The sequence below is a fragment of the Kitasatospora sp. NPDC056446 genome (genome assembly GCF_042796115.1).
Classification (GTDB): domain Bacteria; phylum Actinomycetota; class Actinomycetes; order Streptomycetales; family Streptomycetaceae; genus Kitasatospora.
Map to the genome: position 1 here is coordinate 19,639 of NZ_JBHTRF010000021.1, position 20,164 is coordinate 39,802.

At 73.4% G+C, this 20,164-nt stretch carries 20 protein-coding genes; 8 read left to right on the top strand and 12 right to left on the bottom strand.

Features of this window, described 5'->3' with window-relative positions:
* Positions 1-46: 46 nt before the first annotated feature.
* From ACFQ6N_RS15560 to ACFQ6N_RS15570, 3 genes are read right to left on the bottom strand one after another with little or no spacing between them, the layout of a single operon-like run.
* Positions 47-229, bottom strand: a complete 183-nt coding sequence (locus tag ACFQ6N_RS15560; protein ID WP_380649467.1) for a hypothetical protein — start codon at positions 227-229, stop codon at positions 47-49.
* Entirely contained in the window at positions 226-501 is a 276-nt protein-coding gene (locus ACFQ6N_RS15565) for a hypothetical protein (protein ID WP_380649468.1), read from the bottom strand. Before ACFQ6N_RS15565 ends, ACFQ6N_RS15560 begins: the two co-directional genes overlap by 4 nt.
* The gene (locus tag ACFQ6N_RS15570) at positions 498-890 is read right to left on the bottom strand and encodes an ATP-binding protein (RefSeq protein ID WP_380649469.1); all 393 of its coding nucleotides are present in this window, start codon (positions 888-890) and stop codon (positions 498-500) included. Before ACFQ6N_RS15570 ends, ACFQ6N_RS15565 begins: the two co-directional genes overlap by 4 nt.
* A gap of 306 nt (positions 891-1,196) precedes the next feature.
* Between ACFQ6N_RS15570 and ACFQ6N_RS15575 the strand changes: the two genes are divergently transcribed.
* Positions 1,197-2,042, top strand: coding sequence for a helix-turn-helix domain-containing protein (locus tag ACFQ6N_RS15575; protein ID WP_380649471.1), 846 nt, complete (start codon positions 1,197-1,199; stop codon positions 2,040-2,042).
* Positions 2,039-2,260 carry a DUF397 domain-containing protein gene (locus ACFQ6N_RS15580; protein WP_380649472.1) on the top strand — a complete coding sequence of 74 codons (222 nt, stop codon included), beginning with the start codon at positions 2,039-2,041 and terminating at the stop codon, positions 2,258-2,260. The genes ACFQ6N_RS15575 and ACFQ6N_RS15580 overlap by 4 nt, the downstream gene beginning before the upstream one ends.
* Positions 2,261-2,366: 106 nt before the next feature.
* Here ACFQ6N_RS15580 and ACFQ6N_RS15585 read toward each other — a convergent pair whose 3' ends face one another.
* Positions 2,367-4,406 carry a HelD family protein gene (locus tag ACFQ6N_RS15585; protein ID WP_380649579.1) on the bottom strand — a complete coding sequence of 680 codons (2,040 nt, stop codon included), beginning with the start codon at positions 4,404-4,406 and terminating at the stop codon, positions 2,367-2,369.
* Positions 4,407-4,852: 446 nt separating this feature from the next.
* Between ACFQ6N_RS15585 and ACFQ6N_RS15590 the strand changes: the two genes are divergently transcribed.
* Positions 4,853-5,578, top strand: a complete 726-nt coding sequence (locus ACFQ6N_RS15590; RefSeq protein WP_380649473.1) for a class I SAM-dependent methyltransferase — start codon at positions 4,853-4,855, stop codon at positions 5,576-5,578.
* Between the two features lie 36 nt (positions 5,579-5,614).
* Complete coding sequence (locus tag ACFQ6N_RS15595; RefSeq protein WP_380649475.1) at positions 5,615-6,874, top strand: alpha/beta hydrolase; 1,260 nt, start codon at positions 5,615-5,617, stop codon at positions 6,872-6,874.
* A 650-nt stretch (positions 6,875-7,524) separates the two neighbouring features.
* Here ACFQ6N_RS15595 and ACFQ6N_RS15600 read toward each other — a convergent pair.
* From ACFQ6N_RS15600 to ACFQ6N_RS15610, 3 genes are all read right to left on the bottom strand, one after another.
* Complete coding sequence (locus ACFQ6N_RS15600) at positions 7,525-8,133, bottom strand: hypothetical protein (RefSeq protein ID WP_380649476.1); 609 nt, start codon at positions 8,131-8,133, stop codon at positions 7,525-7,527.
* A 156-nt stretch (positions 8,134-8,289) separates the two neighbouring features.
* Positions 8,290-8,853, bottom strand: a complete 564-nt coding sequence (locus ACFQ6N_RS15605) for a GNAT family N-acetyltransferase (protein ID WP_380649477.1) — start codon at positions 8,851-8,853, stop codon at positions 8,290-8,292.
* Positions 8,854-8,915: 62 nt separating this feature from the next.
* Positions 8,916-9,824, bottom strand: coding sequence for a LysR family transcriptional regulator (locus ACFQ6N_RS15610; protein WP_380649478.1), 909 nt, complete (start codon positions 9,822-9,824; stop codon positions 8,916-8,918).
* Between the two features lie 70 nt (positions 9,825-9,894).
* Here ACFQ6N_RS15610 and ACFQ6N_RS15615 point away from each other — a divergent pair, with 70 nt between their 5' ends.
* Positions 9,895-10,626, top strand: coding sequence for a hypothetical protein (locus tag ACFQ6N_RS15615; RefSeq protein ID WP_380649479.1), 732 nt, complete (start codon positions 9,895-9,897; stop codon positions 10,624-10,626).
* A 155-nt stretch (positions 10,627-10,781) separates the two neighbouring features.
* Here the strand turns inward: ACFQ6N_RS15615 and ACFQ6N_RS15620 are convergent, their stop codons facing one another.
* Positions 10,782-11,396 carry a GNAT family N-acetyltransferase gene (locus tag ACFQ6N_RS15620; RefSeq protein WP_380649480.1) on the bottom strand — a complete coding sequence of 205 codons (615 nt, stop codon included), beginning with the start codon at positions 11,394-11,396 and terminating at the stop codon, positions 10,782-10,784.
* Between the two features lie 101 nt (positions 11,397-11,497).
* Here ACFQ6N_RS15620 and ACFQ6N_RS15625 point away from each other — a divergent pair, with 101 nt between their 5' ends.
* Entirely contained in the window at positions 11,498-12,823 is a 1,326-nt protein-coding gene (locus tag ACFQ6N_RS15625) for a sensor histidine kinase (RefSeq protein ID WP_380649482.1), read from the top strand.
* Positions 12,824-12,969: 146 nt separating this feature from the next.
* Here the strand turns inward: ACFQ6N_RS15625 and coaE are convergent, their stop codons facing one another.
* Together coaE and ACFQ6N_RS15635 are read right to left on the bottom strand one after the other, a co-directional pair.
* Positions 12,970-13,569, bottom strand: a complete 600-nt coding sequence (gene coaE / locus ACFQ6N_RS15630; protein WP_380649484.1) for a dephospho-CoA kinase — start codon at positions 13,567-13,569, stop codon at positions 12,970-12,972.
* A gap of 68 nt (positions 13,570-13,637) precedes the next feature.
* Positions 13,638-14,282, bottom strand: coding sequence for an MBL fold metallo-hydrolase (locus ACFQ6N_RS15635; protein WP_380649485.1), 645 nt, complete (start codon positions 14,280-14,282; stop codon positions 13,638-13,640).
* Between the two features lie 62 nt (positions 14,283-14,344).
* On the opposite strand from ACFQ6N_RS15635, the gene ACFQ6N_RS15640 reads away from it, so the two are divergent.
* The gene (locus ACFQ6N_RS15640) at positions 14,345-14,806 is read left to right on the top strand and encodes a MarR family winged helix-turn-helix transcriptional regulator (RefSeq protein ID WP_380649486.1); all 462 of its coding nucleotides are present in this window, start codon (positions 14,345-14,347) and stop codon (positions 14,804-14,806) included.
* A 38-nt stretch (positions 14,807-14,844) separates the two neighbouring features.
* On the opposite strand, the gene ACFQ6N_RS15645 is transcribed toward ACFQ6N_RS15640, so the two are convergent.
* Together ACFQ6N_RS15645 and rpsA are read right to left on the bottom strand one after the other, a co-directional pair.
* Positions 14,845-17,118, bottom strand: coding sequence for an MMPL family transporter (locus ACFQ6N_RS15645; RefSeq protein ID WP_380649487.1), 2,274 nt, complete (start codon positions 17,116-17,118; stop codon positions 14,845-14,847).
* Between the two features lie 195 nt (positions 17,119-17,313).
* The gene (rpsA, locus tag ACFQ6N_RS15650) at positions 17,314-18,804 is read right to left on the bottom strand and encodes a 30S ribosomal protein S1 (protein ID WP_380649489.1); all 1,491 of its coding nucleotides are present in this window, start codon (positions 18,802-18,804) and stop codon (positions 17,314-17,316) included.
* 430 nt (positions 18,805-19,234) lie between these two features.
* Between rpsA and ACFQ6N_RS15655 the strand changes: the two genes are divergently transcribed.
* On the top strand, positions 19,235-20,161 hold the full coding sequence (locus ACFQ6N_RS15655; RefSeq protein ID WP_380649490.1) for a class I SAM-dependent methyltransferase: 927 nt from the start codon (positions 19,235-19,237) through the stop codon (positions 20,159-20,161).
* The last annotated feature ends 3 nt before the right edge of the window (positions 20,162-20,164 follow it).

Genomic DNA, 20,164 nt, shown 5'->3' on the forward strand with positions numbered 1-20,164 from the left:
TTTGAACGCGTTCGAATCTAGCATGCAGGGGTTCACCGACACACCGCTACGCCACCGGCGGCCGGCCGTCCTCCGCCTCCGCAAGGACCCGCCGACGGACGGCGGCCGACGCCTCGGGCAGCCAGAGCGCCAACTCGGCTTTGAGGCGCCGCCGTTCGGCCCGGAGGAGCCGGGCGAGACGGGTGCGGGAACAGTGCAGGAACCACCGGTCCCGGAGGCGGTCGATCACGCGGACTCCTCGGAGGCGTTCGCCCAGCGGATGCGGACCTCGCGATCCCCGACCGGGAGAACGAGGACGGGCTCGGCGGCGAGGTCGCGGATGATGTCGCGGCCGGCGCAGGGGCCGGTGAAGCGGCGCTCCAGGGTGTAGTGCTGGAAACGCGGCATCGGCAGGTGGCAGATCGAGGCCCAGATCCGCTCCAGGGCGTCGGGGCCCAGCATGTGGACAGTCGGCGGCCTGACGCCCGGGATCTCCACCAGGATGTCGTGATCGGCCCTCACGCGGCCACCTCACACCAGACGATCTTGCCGAGCGGCTCACGCGGGCAGCAACCCCAGCGCGTGGAGACGGACTTCACGAGGTGCAGCCCGCGTCCGGCCTCGTCGCCGAGACCGGACGCGGCAAGGACGAGCGGAACGTCCCGCCGGACGTCGTGCACCTCGATCCGCAGGCGCGCCGGGGTGACGTCGAGCGAGAGGTAGATGAGGTAGCCGGGCGGCGTCCCGTGCCGGATGGCATTGGTGACCAACTCCGAGACGACGAGGAGGCCGGAGTCCCGGAAGCGCTCCCCGTCCGAGACGGAGGAAAGGAGGGCGGAGAGGCGGCCACGGGCCTCACCGGGGGAACGGCGGCTGCGCGGCAGCCAGATGGTGGAGAAGCAGGAAGACATGGCGAAGTCACCTTCCAGGCACACGAGTGGAGAAGGCCAGGCCGCCGACCCGGCGGCCCGTACACGTCCAACACGAAGCGCCCATGGGAGTGCGCCACAGCCTTTGGCCATGCATGTCACGCATAGGCAGCGCTTCGTTACTCACAGCATGGAGCATGTCGAAGACTAGGCGCAAGGCAAGTCGCCAAAATATGAAAACTTTCAGCTTTGGTGACTAGGAGTGCCTCTCAGGCTTCTGTCGGTGGTAGCGAACCGTCACCACTCGCATGCACACTGGTCCCTGAACGTTCTGAAGGGGTTACACAGATGGCAGTCGCAGTGCCAGCCGTGCGGTACCGACGCATCGCCGCTGAGCTGAGGAGGCTCCGCGAGCTGAAGAACCTGTCAGCGGAAGAGGTGGCCTCCCAGGTCGAGGGCGTCAACCTGGTGAAGCTCAGCAGGTACGAGAACGCCCGCGTCCAGCTGAAGCCCGACGTCGTACGCGCGTTGCTCGACTTCTACGAGTGCGACGAGGAACTCAAGGAGGTTCTCGTCGAGATCCTCCGGGACAAGCGACGCCCAGGCTGGATGGCGGGCTACGAGCAACTGAACCCGCTCTACACGGATCTGATCCGCCTGGAAGAGACGGCCGTGGGCAACAAGTCCTATGAGTCTGCCTACATCCCCGGCCTGCTGCAGACCCGACAGTATGCTCACGCCATCATCGCGAGCGGGGTGATAAACAAGCCCAGCATCGAAGAGCGCGTCGAGATCCGGATCAACAGGCAGTCCGTCCTCACCCGATCCGAGAATCCTCTCAAGTTGTGGGCTGTGATTCACGAGGCAGCCCTGACCATGGGTGCCGCCCCAGGCGTGATGGCCGACCAGTTGGACAAGCTGCTCCAATTCAGCCGGCTCCCCAACATCAAGGTCCAGATCATGCCGGCCATGGCTCCGCCACACCCGGGAATGACCGGCCCGTTCGCGCTCCTGGAGTTTCGGCAACGCGATCTCGACTTGGTTCTGCTCAGCGGAATGCTCAGCAGCAACTGGGTTGAGGACCCGGACCAAGTCGACATCTATCAAGCGGCGTTCGACGAAATCATGGCAACCGCCTTGTCCCTCGACGAGTCGCGCAACCTCATCACACAGAAGAGAGACACGCTCAAGTGACACACTTCCCTGTCGCCTCCACGCTCCCCGTGCAGTGGAAGAAGGCAATCGCCAGCAACCCGAATGACAACTGCGTCGAAGTAGCCGACGGCATCACCGGCATCATCCCGGTCCGCGACAGCAAGGACCCCCACGGCCCGGCTCTCGGCTTCACCCCCGAGGCCTGGCAGTCCTTCATCGCCGGCGTCCGCTCCGAGGACTTCCCGACCACCCTCTGACGCAACTCCACCGGGCGGCCCCGCGCACCTCGCGGGGCCGCCCGCCTTACGGCAGTGGTAGCGGCTCGAAGTCGGCCTGGCCGACTTCCTGCGCCCAGGGCGGGCCCTACCCTTCGTCGGCCAAGCCCGCGGTGACCGTGCAGAGGCGCTTGGTGGCGCGGGTGAGGGCGACGTAGAGGTCGCGTTCGCCGGCGGGGCGGGCGCCGGCGATCCCGTCCGGGTCGACGACCACGGCCTCGTCGAACTCCAGGCCGCGCGCCTCCGAGGCGGGCACCAGCCGGGCGTACCGCTCGACCCCGGCCGCCGCCAGCTCCGCCACCCGGTCGTCCGCGCAGACCACACCGAGCAGTTCGCCCGGGTGCGCGGCGGCCTGGGCCCGCAGCTCCCGGACGACGCCGGCCGCCAACCCGTCCCGGGGCACCGCGACCGTACGGGGCTCGTCGCCCCGGCGGATCGAGCGGACCGGCGGCTGGTCCGGGGCGATCCGGCTCAGCAGCTCCCGTGTGGCGGCCAGGATCTCCTGGGTGGTCCGGTAGCTGACGGTGAGCGTCCGCAGGTCGAAGCGGCGGCCGAGGTGCGGGGCGAGCGCCTCGTGCCAGTCCCGTGCGGCCGTCGCCGGGCCGGCCTGCGCGAAGTCCCCGACCAGCGTCATCGACCTGCCCGGGCAGCGGCGCACGACCATCCGCCACTGCATCGCCGTCAGCTCCTGCGCCTCGTCGACGACGACGTGCCCGTAGGCCTGCGCGGGCGGCCCGTCGACCAGGTCCGCCGCCTCGTCGAGCAGCGGCACGTCCGCCTCGGTCCACGGCGCGCCGGGCGTGCGCAGCAGCGACGCCAGTTCCTCGTCGGCGAGTTGCGGCAGGTGCCCGCGAAGCGCGTCGGCGTCGGCCAGCAGGTCGGCGACCACCTCGCCGGGCACCAGCCTCGGCCAGAGCTCCTCGACGGCCCGGTCCACGTGCGGGTCGTCCAGCAGCGCGGCCCGGACGGCGTCGGCGTCGAACTCGTCGGCGCCGGTGGCGGGCGCGTCGTCGATGCCGAGCCTGCGCAGGTCCCGGGCCGCCATCCGGTCGAGGTCGATCCCGGTGAGCTGCGCGACCTCGGCGTCGATCCGGTCCAGCGCGTCGACGGTGCTGCGGGCCAGCGCGCCGGTCAGGGCGTCGACCAGGAGCTCCAGGAAGAGCCCGCGCGCACGGTTGTGCGCGAGCCCGGCCGCCTGCGCCGCCTGCCGAGCCCCGGCGACGTCGGCCTCCGCCAGCCGGACCCACTCCTTCCCGACCCGAACGGTGAACTCCGCGACCGGGGCCTGCCGCGAGCGGACCGACCCGGCCAGGGCGTCGGCCAGAGCGGCGGCGCCCTTGAGCCGCGCCGCCCCGGGCCGCTCCACGGCGCCCGGCGCGACGCCGGCCAGTTCCCCGCAGGTGGCCAGGACCACGTCGTTCTCGCCGAGCGAGGGCAGCACCTGGGAGATGTAGTCGAGGAACCGCGCGTTCGGCCCCAGCACCAGCACGCCCTGCTCGGCCGCCCTGGGGAACGCGTACAGCACGTACGCGGCGCGGTGCAGCGCCACCACCGTCTTTCCGGTGCCCGGACCGCCCTGCACCACCGTCACCCCCCGGTGCGGCGAGCGGACGATCGCGTCCTGCTCGGTCTGGAGAGTCGCAACCGCCGTCCCCATCCGCCCGGTCCGCCGCTCCTGGAGCGCCGCCGCCAACGGGCCGTCACCGATGACGTCCCCGTCGGCCGGCTCCGAGCCGTCCAGCAGCTCGTCGCTCAGCCCGACCACCGTACGGCCGCTCAGGCTCAGGTGGCGGCGGCGCCGCAGCCCCATCGGATGGACCGGCGTCGCCTCGTAGAAGGGCCGCGCCGCCTCCGCCCGCCAGTCCACCAGCAGCGGCAGCTCGTCCTCGTCCCGCTGCAGGCCCAGCCGCCCGATCCGCAGCGCCGTCCCGTCCGCCAGGTCGATGCGGCCGAACACCAGCCCGCCCTCGGCCCCTTCCAACCGGCGTACCTCGCCCGCCAGCCGGCCGGCCGCCACCTCCCGCTCGTACACCTCGCCCGCACTGCCCGCCCGCTCCGCGAGCACCCGCGCGAGCTGCTCCCGCGCCCCGGCGAGCCGCTCGTCGAACAGCTCGCAGATGGCGGACACCCGCGCCCGCTCCGACTCCACCTGGCTCGCGGCACCGTCGCCGGCCTGCGGCACGTGCGGCGGCTGCGAAATTCGCGACAAGGAAAGGCCCCCTCTTTCGGTTCGAGCCGCCACTATGCAGAGCCATTCCGGGAAAGTAAATATTGACTTGTCCCGGCCGAATGTGACCCTCGGTTCCCGGCTCTTCGATTCCGGCAGCGCATTTCCCCGGGTGCCGGGCGCCGCATACCGCGCAAAGGTGGCCGAAGTGTTATCCGGACCCCGTTCCCGCGCCTCTCCGCGGCCTGCGGAAACGGCCCTTCCCGCCCCTGGGCGGGGGTGCCGGCGGGCGTCGGCGCCGGCCCCGGCCCACCGTGCCCCACCGCCCATGGAAGCCCCAACCACCCGTCGCACAAAGGGTTTCGGGCCCCCGGCGGCCTGCCGTCGAGCCGCCTAGGCTCGGCGTCATGAACCGTACGATCCGCACCACCGAGGACGTCTTCGCCCTGCTCGACCGCTTCTTCCCGCCCGCCGAGGACCAGTGGGACCGGTTCTACGCGGACCGGTCCGCCGACCGGCCGTTCTTCGTGCCCAAGCCGGACGAGAACCTGGTCTCCTACCTCGACCGCGGCCTGCTCTCCCCCGGCCGCGCCCTGGACCTCGGCTGCGGTCCCGGCCGCAATGCCGTCCACCTGGCCTCGCACGGTTTCGACGTCGACGCCGTCGACCTCTCCTCCACCGCCGTCGACTGGGCCGAGGAGCGCGCCCGCGAGGCCGGCGTCGGCGCCGGCTCCGGCGCGGCCCTGCGCTTCCACCGGGCGAGCATCTTCGAGGCACGGCTCCCGCACGACCGGTACGACCTGGTGTACGACTCCGGCTGCCTGCACCACCTCCCGCCGCACCGCCGGATCGGCTACCTCGCCCTGCTCGACCGTGTCCTCGCACCCGGCGGGCACTTCGCCGTCACCGTCTTCGCGGCCGGGGCGATGGGCTCCGAGCAGCCCGACGAGGAGCTCTACCGGCTCGGCGGACTGGCCGGCGGGCTGGCCTGGTCGCCGGACGAACTCCGTTCCCTGTTCGACGGGTTCGTGCCGCTGGAGGTCCGTCCGATGGCCGCCCGGACGCCCGGGGACGGGACCTTCGGGATGCCGTTCCTCCTCACAGCGCTCTTCCAGCGAACTGCCAGTCTTTAACCGGCCTCTCATCCTCCGCCCCTAGCCTCCGGCCGTATGAACGTCTCCCTGCTCGACGGCTGTTTCCCCTGGACCGTCCAGGCCGTGGCCCTCGCACTGCTCCTCGCCACGGTGGTCCGACGGGACCGGACGTGGCGGGTGAAGCGGGGGCCGATCGCGCTCGGCACCGCGCTGGCGGTCACCGCGGCCGCCGCCGTGGCCGTGGTGTCGCTCGGCGGGATCACCGATCCGATCCCGTTCGGGGTGTGGCTGTGGACCGGGGCGGCGGTCGCGGCGCTCAGCGTGCTCGGGTTCGGCTGGCGCGGCGCGCGGTGGTGGCGGCGGGCGCTGGCCCTGCCGGCCGTGCTGGTGGCGCTGTTCTGCGCCGCGAACAGCGTGAACACCGCCACCGGCTACTACCCGACCCTGGGCGACGCGATCGGCGAGCTCGGCGGGCAGCCGCTGCCGGACCAGATCACGCTCGCCGAACTCGCCTCCATCCACGGGAAGACGAGGACCGGGCGCATCGTGCAGGTCGACATCCCGGACACCACCGGCGGCTTCGCCCACCGCCAGGAGCTGGTGTACCTGCCGCCCGCCTGGTTCCGCAGCCAGGCCCGGCCGAAGCTGCCGGTGCTGGAGATGATCGGCGGCGAGTTCGCGGCGCCCGACAACTGGATCCGCTCCGGCAACGCCGTGAAGACCGCCGACGCGTTCGCCGCCAAGCACAACGGCTTCGCGCCGATCCTGGTGTTCGTGGACGCCACCGGCGGCTTCCGGGTGGACACCGAGTGCGTGGACGGCCCGCACGGCAACTCCGAATCCCACCTGGTCAAGGACGTCCCGCCGTTCATCCGGAAGACCTTCAACGCCGCCACGGACCCGCACAAGTGGGGCGTGGCCGGCTGGTCGATGGGCGGCACCTGCGCCGTCGACCTCACCGTCGAACACCCCGACGTCTTCACCCACTTCGGCGACTTCTCCGGCGACAAGGGACCGTACATCGGCGACCAGCAGCACACCGTCCAGGAGCTGTACGGCGGCGACGCGGCGGCCTGGGCCGCCCACGACCCGCTGACCGTGCTCGCCCACCACCCCAAGTACCAGGGCGTGTCCGGCTACTTCGGCCAGGGCGACGAGGAACACGGCCAGATCGAGTCCGCGAAGGCCCTGGAGGCGGCGGCCAGGAAGGACGGCATCCGCACGGTCTCCGCGGTCGGCTCCGGCAAGCACACCTGGCAGACCGGCGCCGCGACCTTCGAGCGGGCCCTGCCGTGGCTCGCCCAGCAGCTCGGCGTCCCGGGCACCCACCCGTAGCGGCGGGCGGCTCGGGCCGCCCGCGGGGAAGGCCGTGGTCCGGACCTCGCCCGCGGGGAAGGCCCTGGTCCGGACGTCGCCCGCGGGGAAGGCCCTGGTCCCGACCTCGCCCGCGGGGGAACCCCCGGCGCGGAGGCCGTCTCCGGGCGGAACCCCGGCGTGGGCGCCGTTTGCGGGAAAGCCTTGGCACGGAGGCCGTCCACGCCGTGCCCGTCCGGGCGGCCGCGGGTGTCGTACGGACCCGGAGCACCCCGTCCCGGCAGCGGGGAGGCGCCGTTTCGGACGGCGCATCAGTGGGCCGGCGCGCTCCCGGTTTTCCCGCACGCCGCCCATAGCTCCCGACGCGCCCGCACACACGTTCCCCACCAGCCGTCTGCAAGCCCCCCGAACGCCGGGTCGGCGGGCGGAATCCCGCTTTGCTCCCGACCGTCCGGTGGCATAGGTTTCGACCGCCGTCGACGCAGCACCCGCGCCGACCGCCCCTCGAACCCGAGGAGGCGGCGCGACCAGGAGCCGGACGGCAGCACCCCACAGACGGCCGTCCGGCCCGTCCGGCACAGGGGACCGGACGGACCGGGCGGCTTCCTCTCACGCCCTCGCGCGGGGGTCCGGCCCCACCGCGTCAGGGCGTGTCACCGCCGCGGCGGGCCTCAGAGGCCCAGCGAGCTCAGCGCGGTGGTCCAGTCGGTGGCGATCGCGCTCCTGGCCGCGTCCAGGCTCACCCGGCCGCCGCACACCGCGTTCTTGAGCTTGGTCTCCACGGAGTCCTTGCTCTGCGCCGGCTGGCTGCCGTAGCGCGGCTCCGGCCACAGGTTGGCCGGGTCGCGCGGGGCGCCGCCGAGCTCCAGCGGGACGAAGTGGTCCTCCTCGTAGTCGGCCGTGTTGGTGTCCGCGTAGCCGTACTGCGCGATCTGCTGCACCTTCAGGGCGTTGGTGTAGCTGGTCGGCGGGCGGACGGTGGCGGTCCAGCCGGAGACGCAGATGGTCTGGCCGATGGTCGCCTGGGTGACGTCCGGGTTGTACGCACCGGGGGTGCAGTTCGGGTCGGGCAGCGGCAGGTACGCCTGCGAACAACTCGCCGAGAGCGTACGGGACTTCGGGGTTGAGGCCTTGGCCGGGGCGGCAGCCTGCGCGGTACCGGCGGCGAGCCCGGCGGCGGCGAGGGCGGCCGTCGCGGCAACGACGGTCAGACGCTGACGGAGCATCATGGGGAAGTTCTCCTGGGCCGGCCCGGCCTCGCGCCGGGCGACTGTGCTCATGACAGCACCGGGGGCGCGACAACCGTCAGACCCAGGACGTGAACGCCTGGTGCCCCCGCCTTCACAACCGCCGCCCGAGCCGCCGCCCCGCCGCCGCCCGCCTCGCCCCGCCACCCCACTGCTCCCGGAGCGGGGCGGACCCGGCCGGCCGGGCGGTCAGCCCCGGAGCACCGCCAGTTCGAGCTCCCGGCGGGTCTCGTCACCCGGCACCGGCAGCGCCACGCCGGAGCGCTCGAAGCCCGCCTTGACGTACATCGCCTCGGCCCGGGCGTTGTCCTCGTGGACGAACAGCCGCACCCGCCGGATCCGGGGCTCGGCGAGCGACCAGGACCACTCCCGGGCGGCCCCGAGCAGGTCCCGCGCCAGTCCGGTGCCCCGCGCCTCGGGGCGGACGAAGACCCCGACGATGTGCGTCTGCGCGACCCCGATGACGTCGCCCTCCAGGGCCGGCGCCCCGCCCGGCAGCTCGACCCGCGCGCTGACCGTGCCGAGCCAGCGCCCGTCCGCGGCCTCCGCGACGAACTGCGCCACGTCGTCACCCGTCGCGGCCCCGGCCGCGCGGTCCTGCCAGAACCGGTCGGGCCTGGCCGCGGCCTGCTCGTACGTCTCCAGGAAGGCGATGGACGCCGCCGGGTCGCGCAGCGCGTCGAGCCGGATCTCCTTGACCCGCTCCCAGTCTTCCGCCGCTACCCGTCTGATGGTCGTTTCAGTAGAACCCATCCGGTGATCATTCCATCGGTGCCGATAGCACCCGCAACCCGTTTGCGTACCGCTCACAGCGGTCAGCCCGCCGCGTCCCGCGCCCCCTCCAGCAGCCGCGCCAGCAGCGCGGCCGGCCCCTCCGGCAGGCTCCCGTGCACGAGTTCGGTGCGGTGCACCAGCCGGGGCGCGGCGATCGGCGCGCACGCCACCCCGGGCGCCCCGGCCGCCACCGGCCCCGGCAACAGGGCGAGCCCGTGCCCGGCGGCGACCAGCGCGAGCAGCCCGTGCAGGTCGGTGCCCTGGTAGCGGGTGGCGGGCCGGAACCCGTCGACGCCCGCGGCCGCGCGCAGCCGGGCGAGCGGCGGGGCCAGGTCCGGGGCGTCCAGCCAGCGGGCGGCGGACAGGTCGGCGAGGGCGAGGCCGGCCCGGCCCGCCAGCGGATGGCCGGCGGGCAGGGCGACCGCGACGGGCAGCTCGTCCACCGCGACGGTGCGCAGCGGACCGACGTCGGGCAGCGGCAGAGGGTCGCTCGGCGCGGCCAGGCCGTCGACCAGGGCGAGGTCGACCTCGCCGGTGGCGACCTGGGCGGGCAGGACGTCCTGGGCGAGCACCCGGACCACCGGCTCCACCCTCGGGTACGCCCGGCGCACTTCGCCGAGCGCGCGCCCCAGCACCGCCCCGACCGCCAGCGGGGTGGCCCCGAGCACCAGCCGGGCGTTCGGGGCACCCACCAGGCGCTCGACGTCGGCGCGCGCCGCCTCCAGCCGGACCAGCAGCGGCGCGGCGTGCTCCAGCAGCCGTCGTCCCGCCTCGGTCGGGCCGACCGGACGGCGCACCAGCAGGGCCGTCCCGAGGTCCGCCTCCAGGGCGGCGATCTGCTGCGAGACCGCGGACTGGGTGTAGCCGAGCTCCCGCGCCGCGTCCGAGAAGGAGGCGAGGCGGGTGACGGTGACGAAGGTGCGGAGTTGCTGCGGATCCACGGCGTCCATCAACCGATCTGATCGAGAGGTAAGAAATCATCGTTGGCGCTGATCTCGGGTGCGGGGTCAGGATAGCCGCATGACCTACCAGACCCCCCGGATCGCCCTGGTCGGCGACCGCTCCCCCGCCGTCCGCTCGCACGCCCGGATCCCCGGCCTGCTCGACGCCCTCGCCGAACACGACCGGCTCGTCCTGGACGCCTACTGGATCCCGACCGAGGACGCCCCCGCGCCCGGCGCCTTGGACGGCTTCGACGCGATCTGGCTGCTCCCCGGCAGCCCCTACCGCAGCGAGGCGGGCGCCCTGGCCGCCGTCCGGACCGCCCGCGAACACGGCATCCCCTTCCTCGGCACCTGCGCCGGGTTCCAGCACGCGGTCCTGGAGTACGCCCGGGACGTCTGCGGCCTGGACGACGCCGTCCACGGCGAGGAGCACCCCGACCGGGAACAGCAGGTGATCGCCCCGCTGGCCTGCTCGCTGGTCGGCCACGAGGGCGCCGTCACGGTCACCCCGGGCTCCCTCGCCGAACGCGTCCTCGGCTCCACCCGCACCCGGGAGCGCTACCACTGCGCGTACGGCGTCGACAGCGCCTACCTGGACCGGCTGCACGCGCACGGCCTGCGGTTCAGCGGCGCGGACGAGTCGGGCGAGGTGCGGATCCTGGAGCTGCCGGGCCACCCGTTCTTCCTGGCCTCGCTGTTCCAGCCCGAGCTCTCCGGCGACGGCACCCGGGCGCACGCCATGATCCGCGCCCTGGCCGAGGCCGCCGTGGCCCACGCGGACGCCCGGACGCCGGCCCCCACCGCCTGACGACCCGGCGGCGCACCGCCCGGCCGGGCCACCCGCCGCCCGACCCGGGCGCCCACCCCGGGCGCCCATCCTGGCCACCCCGGGCGCCCATCCCGGCCGTCCACCCCGGGCATCCACCCGGGCGGACGGCCCGCCGCCCACGGGCGCCCGCGCCCTCACATCGGCAGCGACCGCAGCCGCACCGGCCCCTCCGGCCACCCGGCGCCCGCCGACAGCGGCGCCCACAGGGTGCGCAGCGGCATCACCGCCAGCCGCCCCTCCGGCTGCTCCACCGTCACCTCCTCCGCCACCTCCCGGAAGCCGAGCCCCCGGTAGAACGCGGCCAGCGGCGGGCGGCAGAACAGCAGCGCGTGCCGGTGGCCGAGCGTGCGCGCGTGCTCCAGGGCGGCCCCGACCACGGCGCGAGCGAGGCCGCCGCCGCGCCGGTCGGCGGCGACGCACACCCCGCCGACGCCCATCACCGCCAGGTCGGTACCGCCCGCGGTGAGCGGCAGCGGCAGCAGCCCGGCATGGGCGACGAGCCGGCCGCCGGCGGCCCGGACCCCGAAGTGGAGCTCCTTGGGCCGGAAGGTCAGCCCGGTGTACGCGACCCCGTACGGGTCCTCCCCGGGGCCGAGCACCTCCTGCTGCTCGGCACGGGTGTAGCGCGCCAGCCGCTCGACGACGGCTGGCCCGGACAGCCCGGACGGCCCAGACGGCCCAGACGGTTCGGACGGCCCAGGCGGCCCGGACCAGGGCGATTCCGGCCCGGGCGAAGAATGATCATCCATGCCGCCATGCTCTCCCCTGCCCCGGCCCCGCGACAGTCCCTTCCCGGCCACTCGATCCGAAGATCATCCCGGTGATACCCGGGTGTGGAAGCATGCCCCTCATGCAGCAGCCCACCGACCAGTCGGCCGCCGGCCTCGACGCACCGCCGGACGGCCCGCCGCTGCCCGACCCGCCGCTGAGCCTGCCCCGGCCGCTCCGGGCCCTCGCGCCGACCGTCCTGGTCCTGCTGGTGCTCGTCCCGCTCGCCGCGAACGACCCGGACTTCGGCCCGACCACCTCGCCGCAGGTCAACGCCGGCCTGATGGCGTTCGGCGGCCTCGCTCTCACCCTGCGGCGCCGCAGCCCGGCGGCGGTCACCGCGGCCACCCTGCTGAGCGGTCAGCTCCCGCTCGCCGTGGCCCTCTACGGACTGGCCGCGCGGCGCGGCACCACCAGGCTGCTGTGCGTCCTGGCGGCCGTGGCCGAGCTGCGGCTGCTCGTCCCGTTCGACCTCGGGGACGTCAGCACCCCGTCCTCGCTCGCCAATCTGATCGAGGATCCGCTGGTCTTCGGCGCGGTCCCGCTCGCCCTGGGGCTGACCGCCCACAACCGCGCCCGCACCGTCCGGGTGCTCGCCGAGCGCAACCGCCTCCTCGGCGAACGCAACCGGCTGCTGGAGGAGGCCCGCCGGCACGCCGGGGAGCGCGCCGCGGTCGCCGAACGGGCCCGGCTGGCACGGGAGATGCACGACGTGGTCTCCAACCGGGTCTCGCTGATCACCCTGCACGCGGGCGCCGGCCAGGTCGCCCAGGCCGAGGACCCGGCTGCCGTACGGGAGACGCTCGGTCTGATCCGCACCCTCGGCCTCCAGGCGCTCACCGAACTGCGCGGCCTGCTGGGCGTCCTGACCACGACGGCCGAACCGCCCTCGCTGCGCGGCCTGCCCACCCTGGTCGAGGAGTCCCGGCAGGCCGGCCTGGCGGTCGGACTCACCGTCACCGGCCCGGCCGACGGACTGCCCGCGCCCGAACCGGCCGTGCAGTACGCGGCCTACCGGATCGTCCAGGAGGCGCTGACCAACGCGCACAAGCACGCCCCGGCGGCCGAGGTGGCCGTCACGGTCGAGGTCCGGACGGACGGGCTGCGCCTGGCGGTGGTCAACTCCCCCACCGGGCCGGACGGTTCCCCCACGGAAGGCTCCGGAGCCGCGGACCACGGAGCGGCGGGCGCCGGAGCACCCGACCCCGGAGCACCTGACCCCGGAGCACCCGACCCCGGAGCAACGGGCCCCGGGCCGGCCGCCGGCGGCCCGGAGCTGCCCTCCGGCGGCCACGGCCTGACCGGCATGCGCAGCCGGGCGGGCGACCTCGGCGGCACCCTGCACGCCGGGCCGACCCCCGAGGGCGGCTTCGCCGTCCGGGCCCGGCTGCCGCTAGGCGCGGGGTAGGCCGGACGACCACGGCGACCCGCCCGGGCCCGTACCGCCGCGCGCTTTCCGAGGCGACCGGCCGGCCCCGCGCCGCCCCCACCCACCGCGCGCCCCGCGCGGGCCGTGCCCGGCACGCCGCCCACGCGCCCCGTGCGCCCCGCGCGTCAGACCGTCGCGCGCTCCGCCAGCTCCGCCCAGACCCGGTCCACCCGGGCCGCCAGCTCCGCCAGCTCCCCGCCGTTGTCGATCACCAGGTCGGCGATCGCCAGCCGGTCCGCCCGCGAGGCCTGCGCGGCCATCCGGGCCCGGGCCTCCTCCTCGGCCATCCCGCGCAGCCGCACCAGCCGGTCCACCCGTACGTCATCGGCCGCGTCGACCACCACGACCAGGTCGAACAGCGGCGCCAGCCCGTTCTCCGCCAGCAGCGGCACGTCGTGCACCACGACCGCGTCCGGCGCGGCCGCCGCCTCCAGCTCGGCGGAGCGGGACCGCACCAGCGGGTGGACGATCGCGTTCAGCGCCTTCAGCCGCTCCGGGTCGGCGAACACGACCGCCCCGAGAGCCGGGCGGTCCAGCGCGCCGTCCTCCCGCAGCACCTGCGGGCCGAACTCGGCGACCACGGCCGCCAGGCCGTCCGTCCCGGGAGCGACCACCTCGCGGGCGATCACGTCGGAGTCCACGATCACCGCGCCGTGCGCGGCGAACAGCCGGGACACTTCGCTCTTGCCCGCGCCGATGCCACCCGTCAGTCCGATCTTCAGCATGGCGTCAGGCTACCGGCGTGGCGGCGGCCCCGTCAGCACCGGCCGGCGCCCCGCCCCCCGGCCGTGCGTCAGCCCAGGTCCAGGCTCTCCCCGTCCCCCAGGACCAAGAGCTCCGCGCCGCCCGTGCCCGGCCCGTCCGGCCCGAGCAGCCGGGTGGCCACCATGTGCCCGATCGGGCTGAGCGTCGCCTCGTGCACCGGCACCGCCAGGCGCGGGCCCGCCTCCCGGACGTAGTCGACCACCTCGCCGGCCTTGCTCCACGGCGCGGCGAGCGGCAGCAGCAGGGTGTCCACGGCGTGCGGCGGCACGGTGAACGCGTCGCCGGGGTGGAACAGCCGGCCGTCGAAGAGGAAGCCGATGTTCTTCACCCGCGGGATGTCCCGATGGATCTCCGCGTGCCACTCGCCGTGCACGCTCACCCCGACCCCGCCGAGCTCGAAGGCGTCGCCCTCGCCGACGGTGGTGACCCGCTGCGCGACGCCGTCCAACTGCGCGGCGACGGCGCTGTTGGTCCACACCCGCAGCGCCGGGTCGGCCTCCAGCGCGGCGCGCAGCCGGGACTCCTCGAAGTGGTCCATGTGCTCGTGGGTGATCAGGACGGCGTCCGCCCCGGCCAGGGCGGCGGGGTCGGTGAAGGCGCCGGGGTCGATGACGACGGTGGTGTCGTCGTGCTGGACGCGTACGCAGGCGTGCCCGAACTTGGTGATTCGCATGCCCAAAACTCTACAGCAAGGCTGTACAGCAATGCTGCATGATTTTTGGATAGACTGCTCCCATGCCCAGCGAACCCCCGCACCACCCCGGCTCCCACCTGCCCGACCCGCGCCCGGACACCCTGGAACTCGCCGCCGACCTGCGCGCCGCCCTCGGCGGCCTGGTCCGCGCCCTGCGCGACAGCGACGACCTGCCGCCGAACCAGGCCGCCGTCCTCGGCCTGCTGGTCCGCGACGAGCGCTCCTACACCGTCGCCGAACTCGCCGGGCTCCGGCGCGTCCGCCACCAGTCGATGGCCCGCACGGTCGCCCTGATGACCGAGGCCGGCCTGGTCGCCCAGCAGCCCCACCCCACCGACGGCCGCAAGCAGCTCGTCGCCGCCACCGACACCGGCCGCACCGCCCTGCTCGACCAGCGCGCCCGCCGCGAGCACCACATCGCCACCGCGATCGAGGCCCGCCTCACCCCCGAGGAGCAGGACCGGCTGCGCGGCACCGTCGCCCTGCTGGACCGCCTGCGCTGAGACGGCCGGACGCTACCGGGCGAACCGAACGCCGGGTTCTAGGCCTTCACCAGGTCCTTGACCTCGGGCTCGCCGTCCGCCGGCTCCCCGTCCACCGACCCGTCCGCAGACCCGTCCATCGACGCGCCCGCCGGCCGCTGCGCCGGGATCGCCGCCGCCCCGATCTCCGGCAGGTCGACGTGCTCGCTCAGCCCGAAGCGCCGGTGCAGCCGCCGCAGCGGGGCGGGCGCCCACCAGTTGAACTCGCCGAAGAGGCTCATCGCGGCGGGCACCAGCAGGCAGCGCACCAGGGTGGCGTCCACCGCGACGGCGACGGCCAGAGCGATGCCCATCTGCTTGACCATGAGCATGTCCCCGAGCGCGAACCCGGCGAAGACGATCACCATCAGCAGCGCCGCCGACGTGATGATCCGACCGCTGCGCTGCACGCCCAGCTCCACCGCCCGGGTACAGCTGTGCCCCTTGTCCCGCAGCTCCTTGATCCGGGCGAGCAGGAACACCTCGTAGTCCATCGACAGCCCGAAGGCGAAGGCGAAGACCAGCACCGGGATGAAGGTCTCCAGCCCGCCGGTCGGGCTGAACCCGAGCAGCCCGCTGAACCACCCGTCCTGGAACACCAGGGTGAGCGCGCCGAGCGAGGCGCCGAGCGAGAGCAGGTTCATCAGCAGCGCCTTGACCGGCATCACCACCGAACCGGTCATCAGGAACAGCAGCACCAGCGTTCCCGCCGCGACCAGCCCGAGCGCCCACGGCCCGCGTGACAGCAGCTCCTGCTGGAAGTCGACCACCGAGGCGGCGCCGCCGGTGACGTACGTCTTCAGCCCGCCCCGGTCCGCCCGCAGTTCGTCCACCACGTGCTTGGCCTGCGCGCCCTGCGGGTCCCCGTGCACCAGCACGTCGATCGTGGAGACCGCGTCGCTCACCGGGCTCACCGCCCGGACCCCGCTCACCCCGGGCAGCTTGGCGACCACGTCGTCCGCGTACGCCTGCGCCACCGGTGCGCCGCCCTCGACCACCACCGTGATCGGCGCGGCCGAGACCTGCGGGAAGCGCTGGTCGACGGTCTCGGCGACCTGCCGCCCGGCGGAGGACGCCGGCAGCACGGCGGCGCCCGAGTTGCGCATCTCGGCGTGCAGGAACGGCGCCCCTGCCGCCATCAGCAGCGCCGTGCAGGCGAGCGCGACCGGTACCGCCCGCTTGCGGACCCGGCGTACGGTCCGGCTGAAGAAGCCCTCGTCCGGTACGGGCGCGGCGGGCGCCTTGATCCGCGACCCGGCGAAGCCGAGCAGTGCGGGGATCAGCGTCAGCGCGGCGGCGACGGCGATCACCACCACGCTCACCCCGGCGGCGGCCACCGCCCCGAGCACCGGGCTGGTGAAGACGAACAGGCCGGACAGCGCGACGGCCACGGTCAGCCCGGAGAAGGCCACGGTGCGTCCGGCGGTCGCCGCGGTGCGTTCGACGGCGGCGGCGATGCCCGCGCCGTGGCCGCGTTCCTCGCGGAAGCGGTTGACCATGAGCAGCGCGTAGTCGATCGAGAGCCCGAGCCCCAGCACGGTGGCGATCGGCAGCACGCTGGTGTCGATGTCCATGATCCGGCTGAATCCGAACATGGCCAGCAGTGCGCCGCCCACCGAGGCGACCGCCCCGATCACCGGCAGCGAGGCCGCCGCGAGCCCGCCGAACACCAGCACCATGACGACCAGCGTGAGCGGCAGCGTCACCATCTCGCCGAAGCGGGTGTCCTGCTCGGTCTGCTTCTTGACCTCCTGCTGGAGTACCAGGTCCCCGCCGACGGTCACGTGTGCGCCGTCGGTGCCGTTCAGGGCCGCGAGCCGCTGGGTGACGGCGTCGGTCTGGGCGGAGGTGGCGGTGTCGGCCATCCGTACGGTGACCAGGCTCGCCGTCCCGTCGGCGGAGCGCAGCGCGGCCGGCGCCGGGCCGGGGCCGTACGCGTCGAGCGCGGCGGAGACCCCGGGCAGTGCGGCGATCTCGGCGGTGGCCTTCTCGACGGCGGCCCTGACGGCCGGGTCGTCCACCGGCTTTCCGTCGACCACGGCGGTGACGGTGCCCTTCACCGGGTCGGCCGCGGCGACCACCGCGCTCCCCCGGTCGGCCTCGGCGCTGGCGGAGGAGGCCCCGGCCACCGTGCCCTCGAACACCCGGCCGCCGATCAGGACACCGACGACCAGGACGACCGCCCAGAACCCGAGCACCCAGCGACGGTGCCGGAAGCAGAACCGGCCGAGAGCGGCGAGCCGGCCGCCGACCACGGCATCGGGGGCGGCGGAGGAGGGGTTGCGCATGCGCATGAAGGAGCCTTTCGGGCAGCTCCACTCAATGTAGGTGCATCCCGAACTTCGGCCTATAGAAGGGCAATGAGCCCCATCTCACACTTTCCTTCACATAAAAAACACATAAGGCAAAGCGGAAAAACAAATGGGCCCCACCCGGAAATTCCGGGTGGGGCCCACCGTCTAGCTATCGGCTAGCGGGAAGCGAGAGCCTCAGCTCTGGCCACCGGCCAGCTTCTCGCGCAGGGCGGCCAGGGCCTCGTCGGAGGCCAGGGCGCCCGAGCCCTCGTCGCTGCTGGACGAGTAGGAACCACCGGCGGCAGCGGCGACGGCGTCGCCACCCTCCTCGGCGGCCTGGGCATCGGCCTCGCGGCTCTTGATGACCTGGGCCTGGTGCTGCTCGAAGCGGGACTGCGCCTCGGCGTACTGGCGCTCCCACTCCTCGCGCTGCTTCTCGTAGCCGGCCAGCCAGTCGTTCGCCTCGGGGTCGAAGCCCTCCGGGTAGATGTAGTTGCCCTGGTCGTCGTACGAGGCGGCCATGCCGTACAGGGTCGGGTCGAACTCGACCTCGGCCGGGTTGGCACCCAGGGCCTCGTTGGCCTGCTTCAGCGACAGGCTGATGCGGCGACGCTCGAGGTCGATGTCGATGACCTTGACGAAGATCTCGTCGCCGACCTGGACGACCTGCTCCGGGATCTCGACGTGGCGCTCGGCCAGCTCGGAGATGTGGACCAGACCCTCGATGCCCTCGTCCACGCGGACGAACGCACCGAACGGAACCAGCTTGGTGACCTTACCCGGGACGACCTGACCGATCTGGTGCGTCCGGGCGAACTGCTGCCACGGGTCCTCCTGGGTCGCCTTCAGCGACAGGGAGACGCGCTCGCGGTCCATGTCGACGTCGAGAACCTCGACGGTGACCTCCTGGCCGACCTCGACAACCTCGGACGGGTGGTCGATGTGCTTCCAGGACAGCTCGGAGACGTGCACCAGGCCGTCGACGCCACCCAGGTCCACGAAGGCACCGAAGTTGACGATCGAGGAGACGACGCCGGAGCGCACCTGGCCCTTCTGCAGGGTGGTGAGGAAGGTCTGGCGGACCTCGCTCTGGGTCTGCTCCAGCCAGGCACGGCGGGACAGGACCACGTTGTTGCGGTTCTTGTCCAGCTCGATGATCTTGGCCTCGAGCTCCTTGCCCACGTAGGGCTGGAGGTCGCGGACGCGGCGCATCTCGACCAGCGAGGCGGGGAGGAAGCCCCGGAGGCCGATGTCGAGGATGAGACCACCCTTGACGACCTCGATGACGGTACCGGTGACGATCCCGTCCTCTTCCTTGATCTTCTCGATCGTGCCCCAGGCACGCTCGTACTGAGCGCGCTTCTTGGACAGGATGAGACGACCCTCCTTGTCCTCCTTCTGGAGAACCAGGGCCTCGATGTTGTCACCGACGGCGACGACCTCGTGCGGGTCAACGTCGTGCTTGATCGAGAGCTCGCGGGACGGGATGACGCCCTCGGTCTTGTAACCGATGTCGAGGAGAACCTCGTCACGGTCGACCTTCACGATGACGCCCTCGACGATGTCGCCATCGTTGAAGTACTTGATGGTCTCGTCGATGGCGGCGAGGAAGGCCTCCGCGTCGCCGATGTCGTTGACCGCGACCTGCGGGGTGGTGCTGAGGGAGGAGTCGGTGGGGCTCGTCATTAGGAAAAGGGCTCCGGTACGGACATGAAAGTCGTAGGTAATGCCACGCGGAGGGCCCGTATCGCTCCCACCGAAAGCCGGACAGCCAAGAACACGGCGCACCAAAGGATCCCGCACAGGAGAAATCCCGTACAAGGGAATCGGCGTCCGTCTTGCGACCGTGGGGTCTTCGACAGATGCGAGCGCGACCTGCTCCGTCCGAGGCGCGCAGGCCCGCAGCGCAACTTGTAGCATACGGGGACGGCCAGGCACGGTCAATGCCGAAGGACGGCAAGACGGTGGAGCCCGGTACGGATCAGGCCATATCCTCCGATTGCGCGCCTCTCGGCGGCGCCCGCAGGGGCCTGTTTCCCCGGATGCCACCGCCAGGATCCGGACCCTCTCGGGCCGGTTCGCGGCAGCGGCGCTTCCGCATTCCATACCCTACGCGATGGGCATTGTCACCGTGGCCACCACCCCCCAGTCCGACCTGCACGATCTTGAAACGCCCGCCGCGGCAGGCGCCGGCGCGGCCTTCGACGCGGCCGTCGCCGAGCCCGTGGACGCGGGCGACGAGGAGGGCGACGACGACGCGGTGCGGCGCACGGCCGACGTCGGGGAGAGCAGCCGGGCCAGCCGGCACTGGTGGGACCGCAACGCCGACGAGTACCAGGACGAGCACGGCGAGTTCCTCGGCGACGACCGCTTCACCTGGTGCCCCGAAGGCCTGGACGAGGCCGACGCCCGACTGCTCGGCGAGGTCGCCGGCCGGGACGTCCTGGAGATCGGCGCCGGCGCCGCCCAGTGCTCCCGCTGGCTCGCCGGCCGCGGCGCCCGCCCCGTCGCCCTCGACATCTCCCACCGCCAGCTCCAGCACTCCCGCCGGATCGACCTCGGCCGCGGCAGCACGCCCGTCGCGGTCGTCCAGGCCGACGCCGCCGTCCTGCCCTTCGCCGACGGCTCCTTCGACCTCGCCTGCTCCGCCTACGGCGCCGTCCCCTTCAGCGCCGACACCGCCGCCCTGATGCGCGAAGTGCACCGGGTCCTGCGGCCCGGCGGGCGCTGGGTGTTCTCGGTGACCCACCCCATCCGCTGGGCCTTCCCCGACGAGCCGGGCGTCGAGGGCCTCACCGCGGTGGCCTCCTACTTCGACCGCACCCCCTACGTCGAGCAGGACGAAGACGGCCACGCCACCTACGTCGAACACCACCGCACCCTCGGCGACCGGGTCCGCGAACTCGTCGCCGCCGGGTTCCGCCTGGTGGACCTCGTCGAGCCCGAGTGGCCGGCCGGACTGGAACAGGAGTGGGGCGGCTGGTCCCCGCTGCGCGGGCGGCTCATCCCCGGCACGGCGGTCTTCGTCACCGAGCGGGGCTGAGCC

Coding starts and splice junctions, on each gene's coding strand:
- ACFQ6N_RS15570 (WP_380649469.1), bottom strand. CDS start 890: ATGTCTTCCTGCTTCTCCACCATCTGGCTGCCGCGCAGCCGCCGTTCC.
- ACFQ6N_RS15575 (WP_380649471.1), top strand. CDS start 1,197: ATGGCAGTCGCAGTGCCAGCCGTGCGGTACCGACGCATCGCCGCTGAG.
- ACFQ6N_RS15590 (WP_380649473.1), top strand. CDS start 4,853: ATGAACCGTACGATCCGCACCACCGAGGACGTCTTCGCCCTGCTCGAC.
- ACFQ6N_RS15595 (WP_380649475.1), top strand. CDS start 5,615: ATGAACGTCTCCCTGCTCGACGGCTGTTTCCCCTGGACCGTCCAGGCC.
- ACFQ6N_RS15600 (WP_380649476.1), bottom strand. CDS start 8,133: ATGAGCACAGTCGCCCGGCGCGAGGCCGGGCCGGCCCAGGAGAACTTC.
- ACFQ6N_RS15605 (WP_380649477.1), bottom strand. CDS start 8,853: ATGGGTTCTACTGAAACGACCATCAGACGGGTAGCGGCGGAAGACTGG.
- ACFQ6N_RS15610 (WP_380649478.1), bottom strand. CDS start 9,824: ATGGACGCCGTGGATCCGCAGCAACTCCGCACCTTCGTCACCGTCACC.
- ACFQ6N_RS15615 (WP_380649479.1), top strand. CDS start 9,895: ATGACCTACCAGACCCCCCGGATCGCCCTGGTCGGCGACCGCTCCCCC.
- ACFQ6N_RS15620 (WP_380649480.1), bottom strand. CDS start 11,396: ATGGATGATCATTCTTCGCCCGGGCCGGAATCGCCCTGGTCCGGGCCG.
- ACFQ6N_RS15625 (WP_380649482.1), top strand. CDS start 11,498: ATGCAGCAGCCCACCGACCAGTCGGCCGCCGGCCTCGACGCACCGCCG.
- coaE (WP_380649484.1), bottom strand. CDS start 13,569: ATGCTGAAGATCGGACTGACGGGTGGCATCGGCGCGGGCAAGAGCGAA.
- ACFQ6N_RS15635 (WP_380649485.1), bottom strand. CDS start 14,282: ATGCGAATCACCAAGTTCGGGCACGCCTGCGTACGCGTCCAGCACGAC.
- ACFQ6N_RS15640 (WP_380649486.1), top strand. CDS start 14,345: ATGCCCAGCGAACCCCCGCACCACCCCGGCTCCCACCTGCCCGACCCG.
- ACFQ6N_RS15645 (WP_380649487.1), bottom strand. CDS start 17,118: ATGCGCATGCGCAACCCCTCCTCCGCCGCCCCCGATGCCGTGGTCGGC.
- rpsA (WP_380649489.1), bottom strand. CDS start 18,804: ATGACGAGCCCCACCGACTCCTCCCTCAGCACCACCCCGCAGGTCGCG.
- ACFQ6N_RS15655 (WP_380649490.1), top strand. CDS start 19,235: ATGGGCATTGTCACCGTGGCCACCACCCCCCAGTCCGACCTGCACGAT.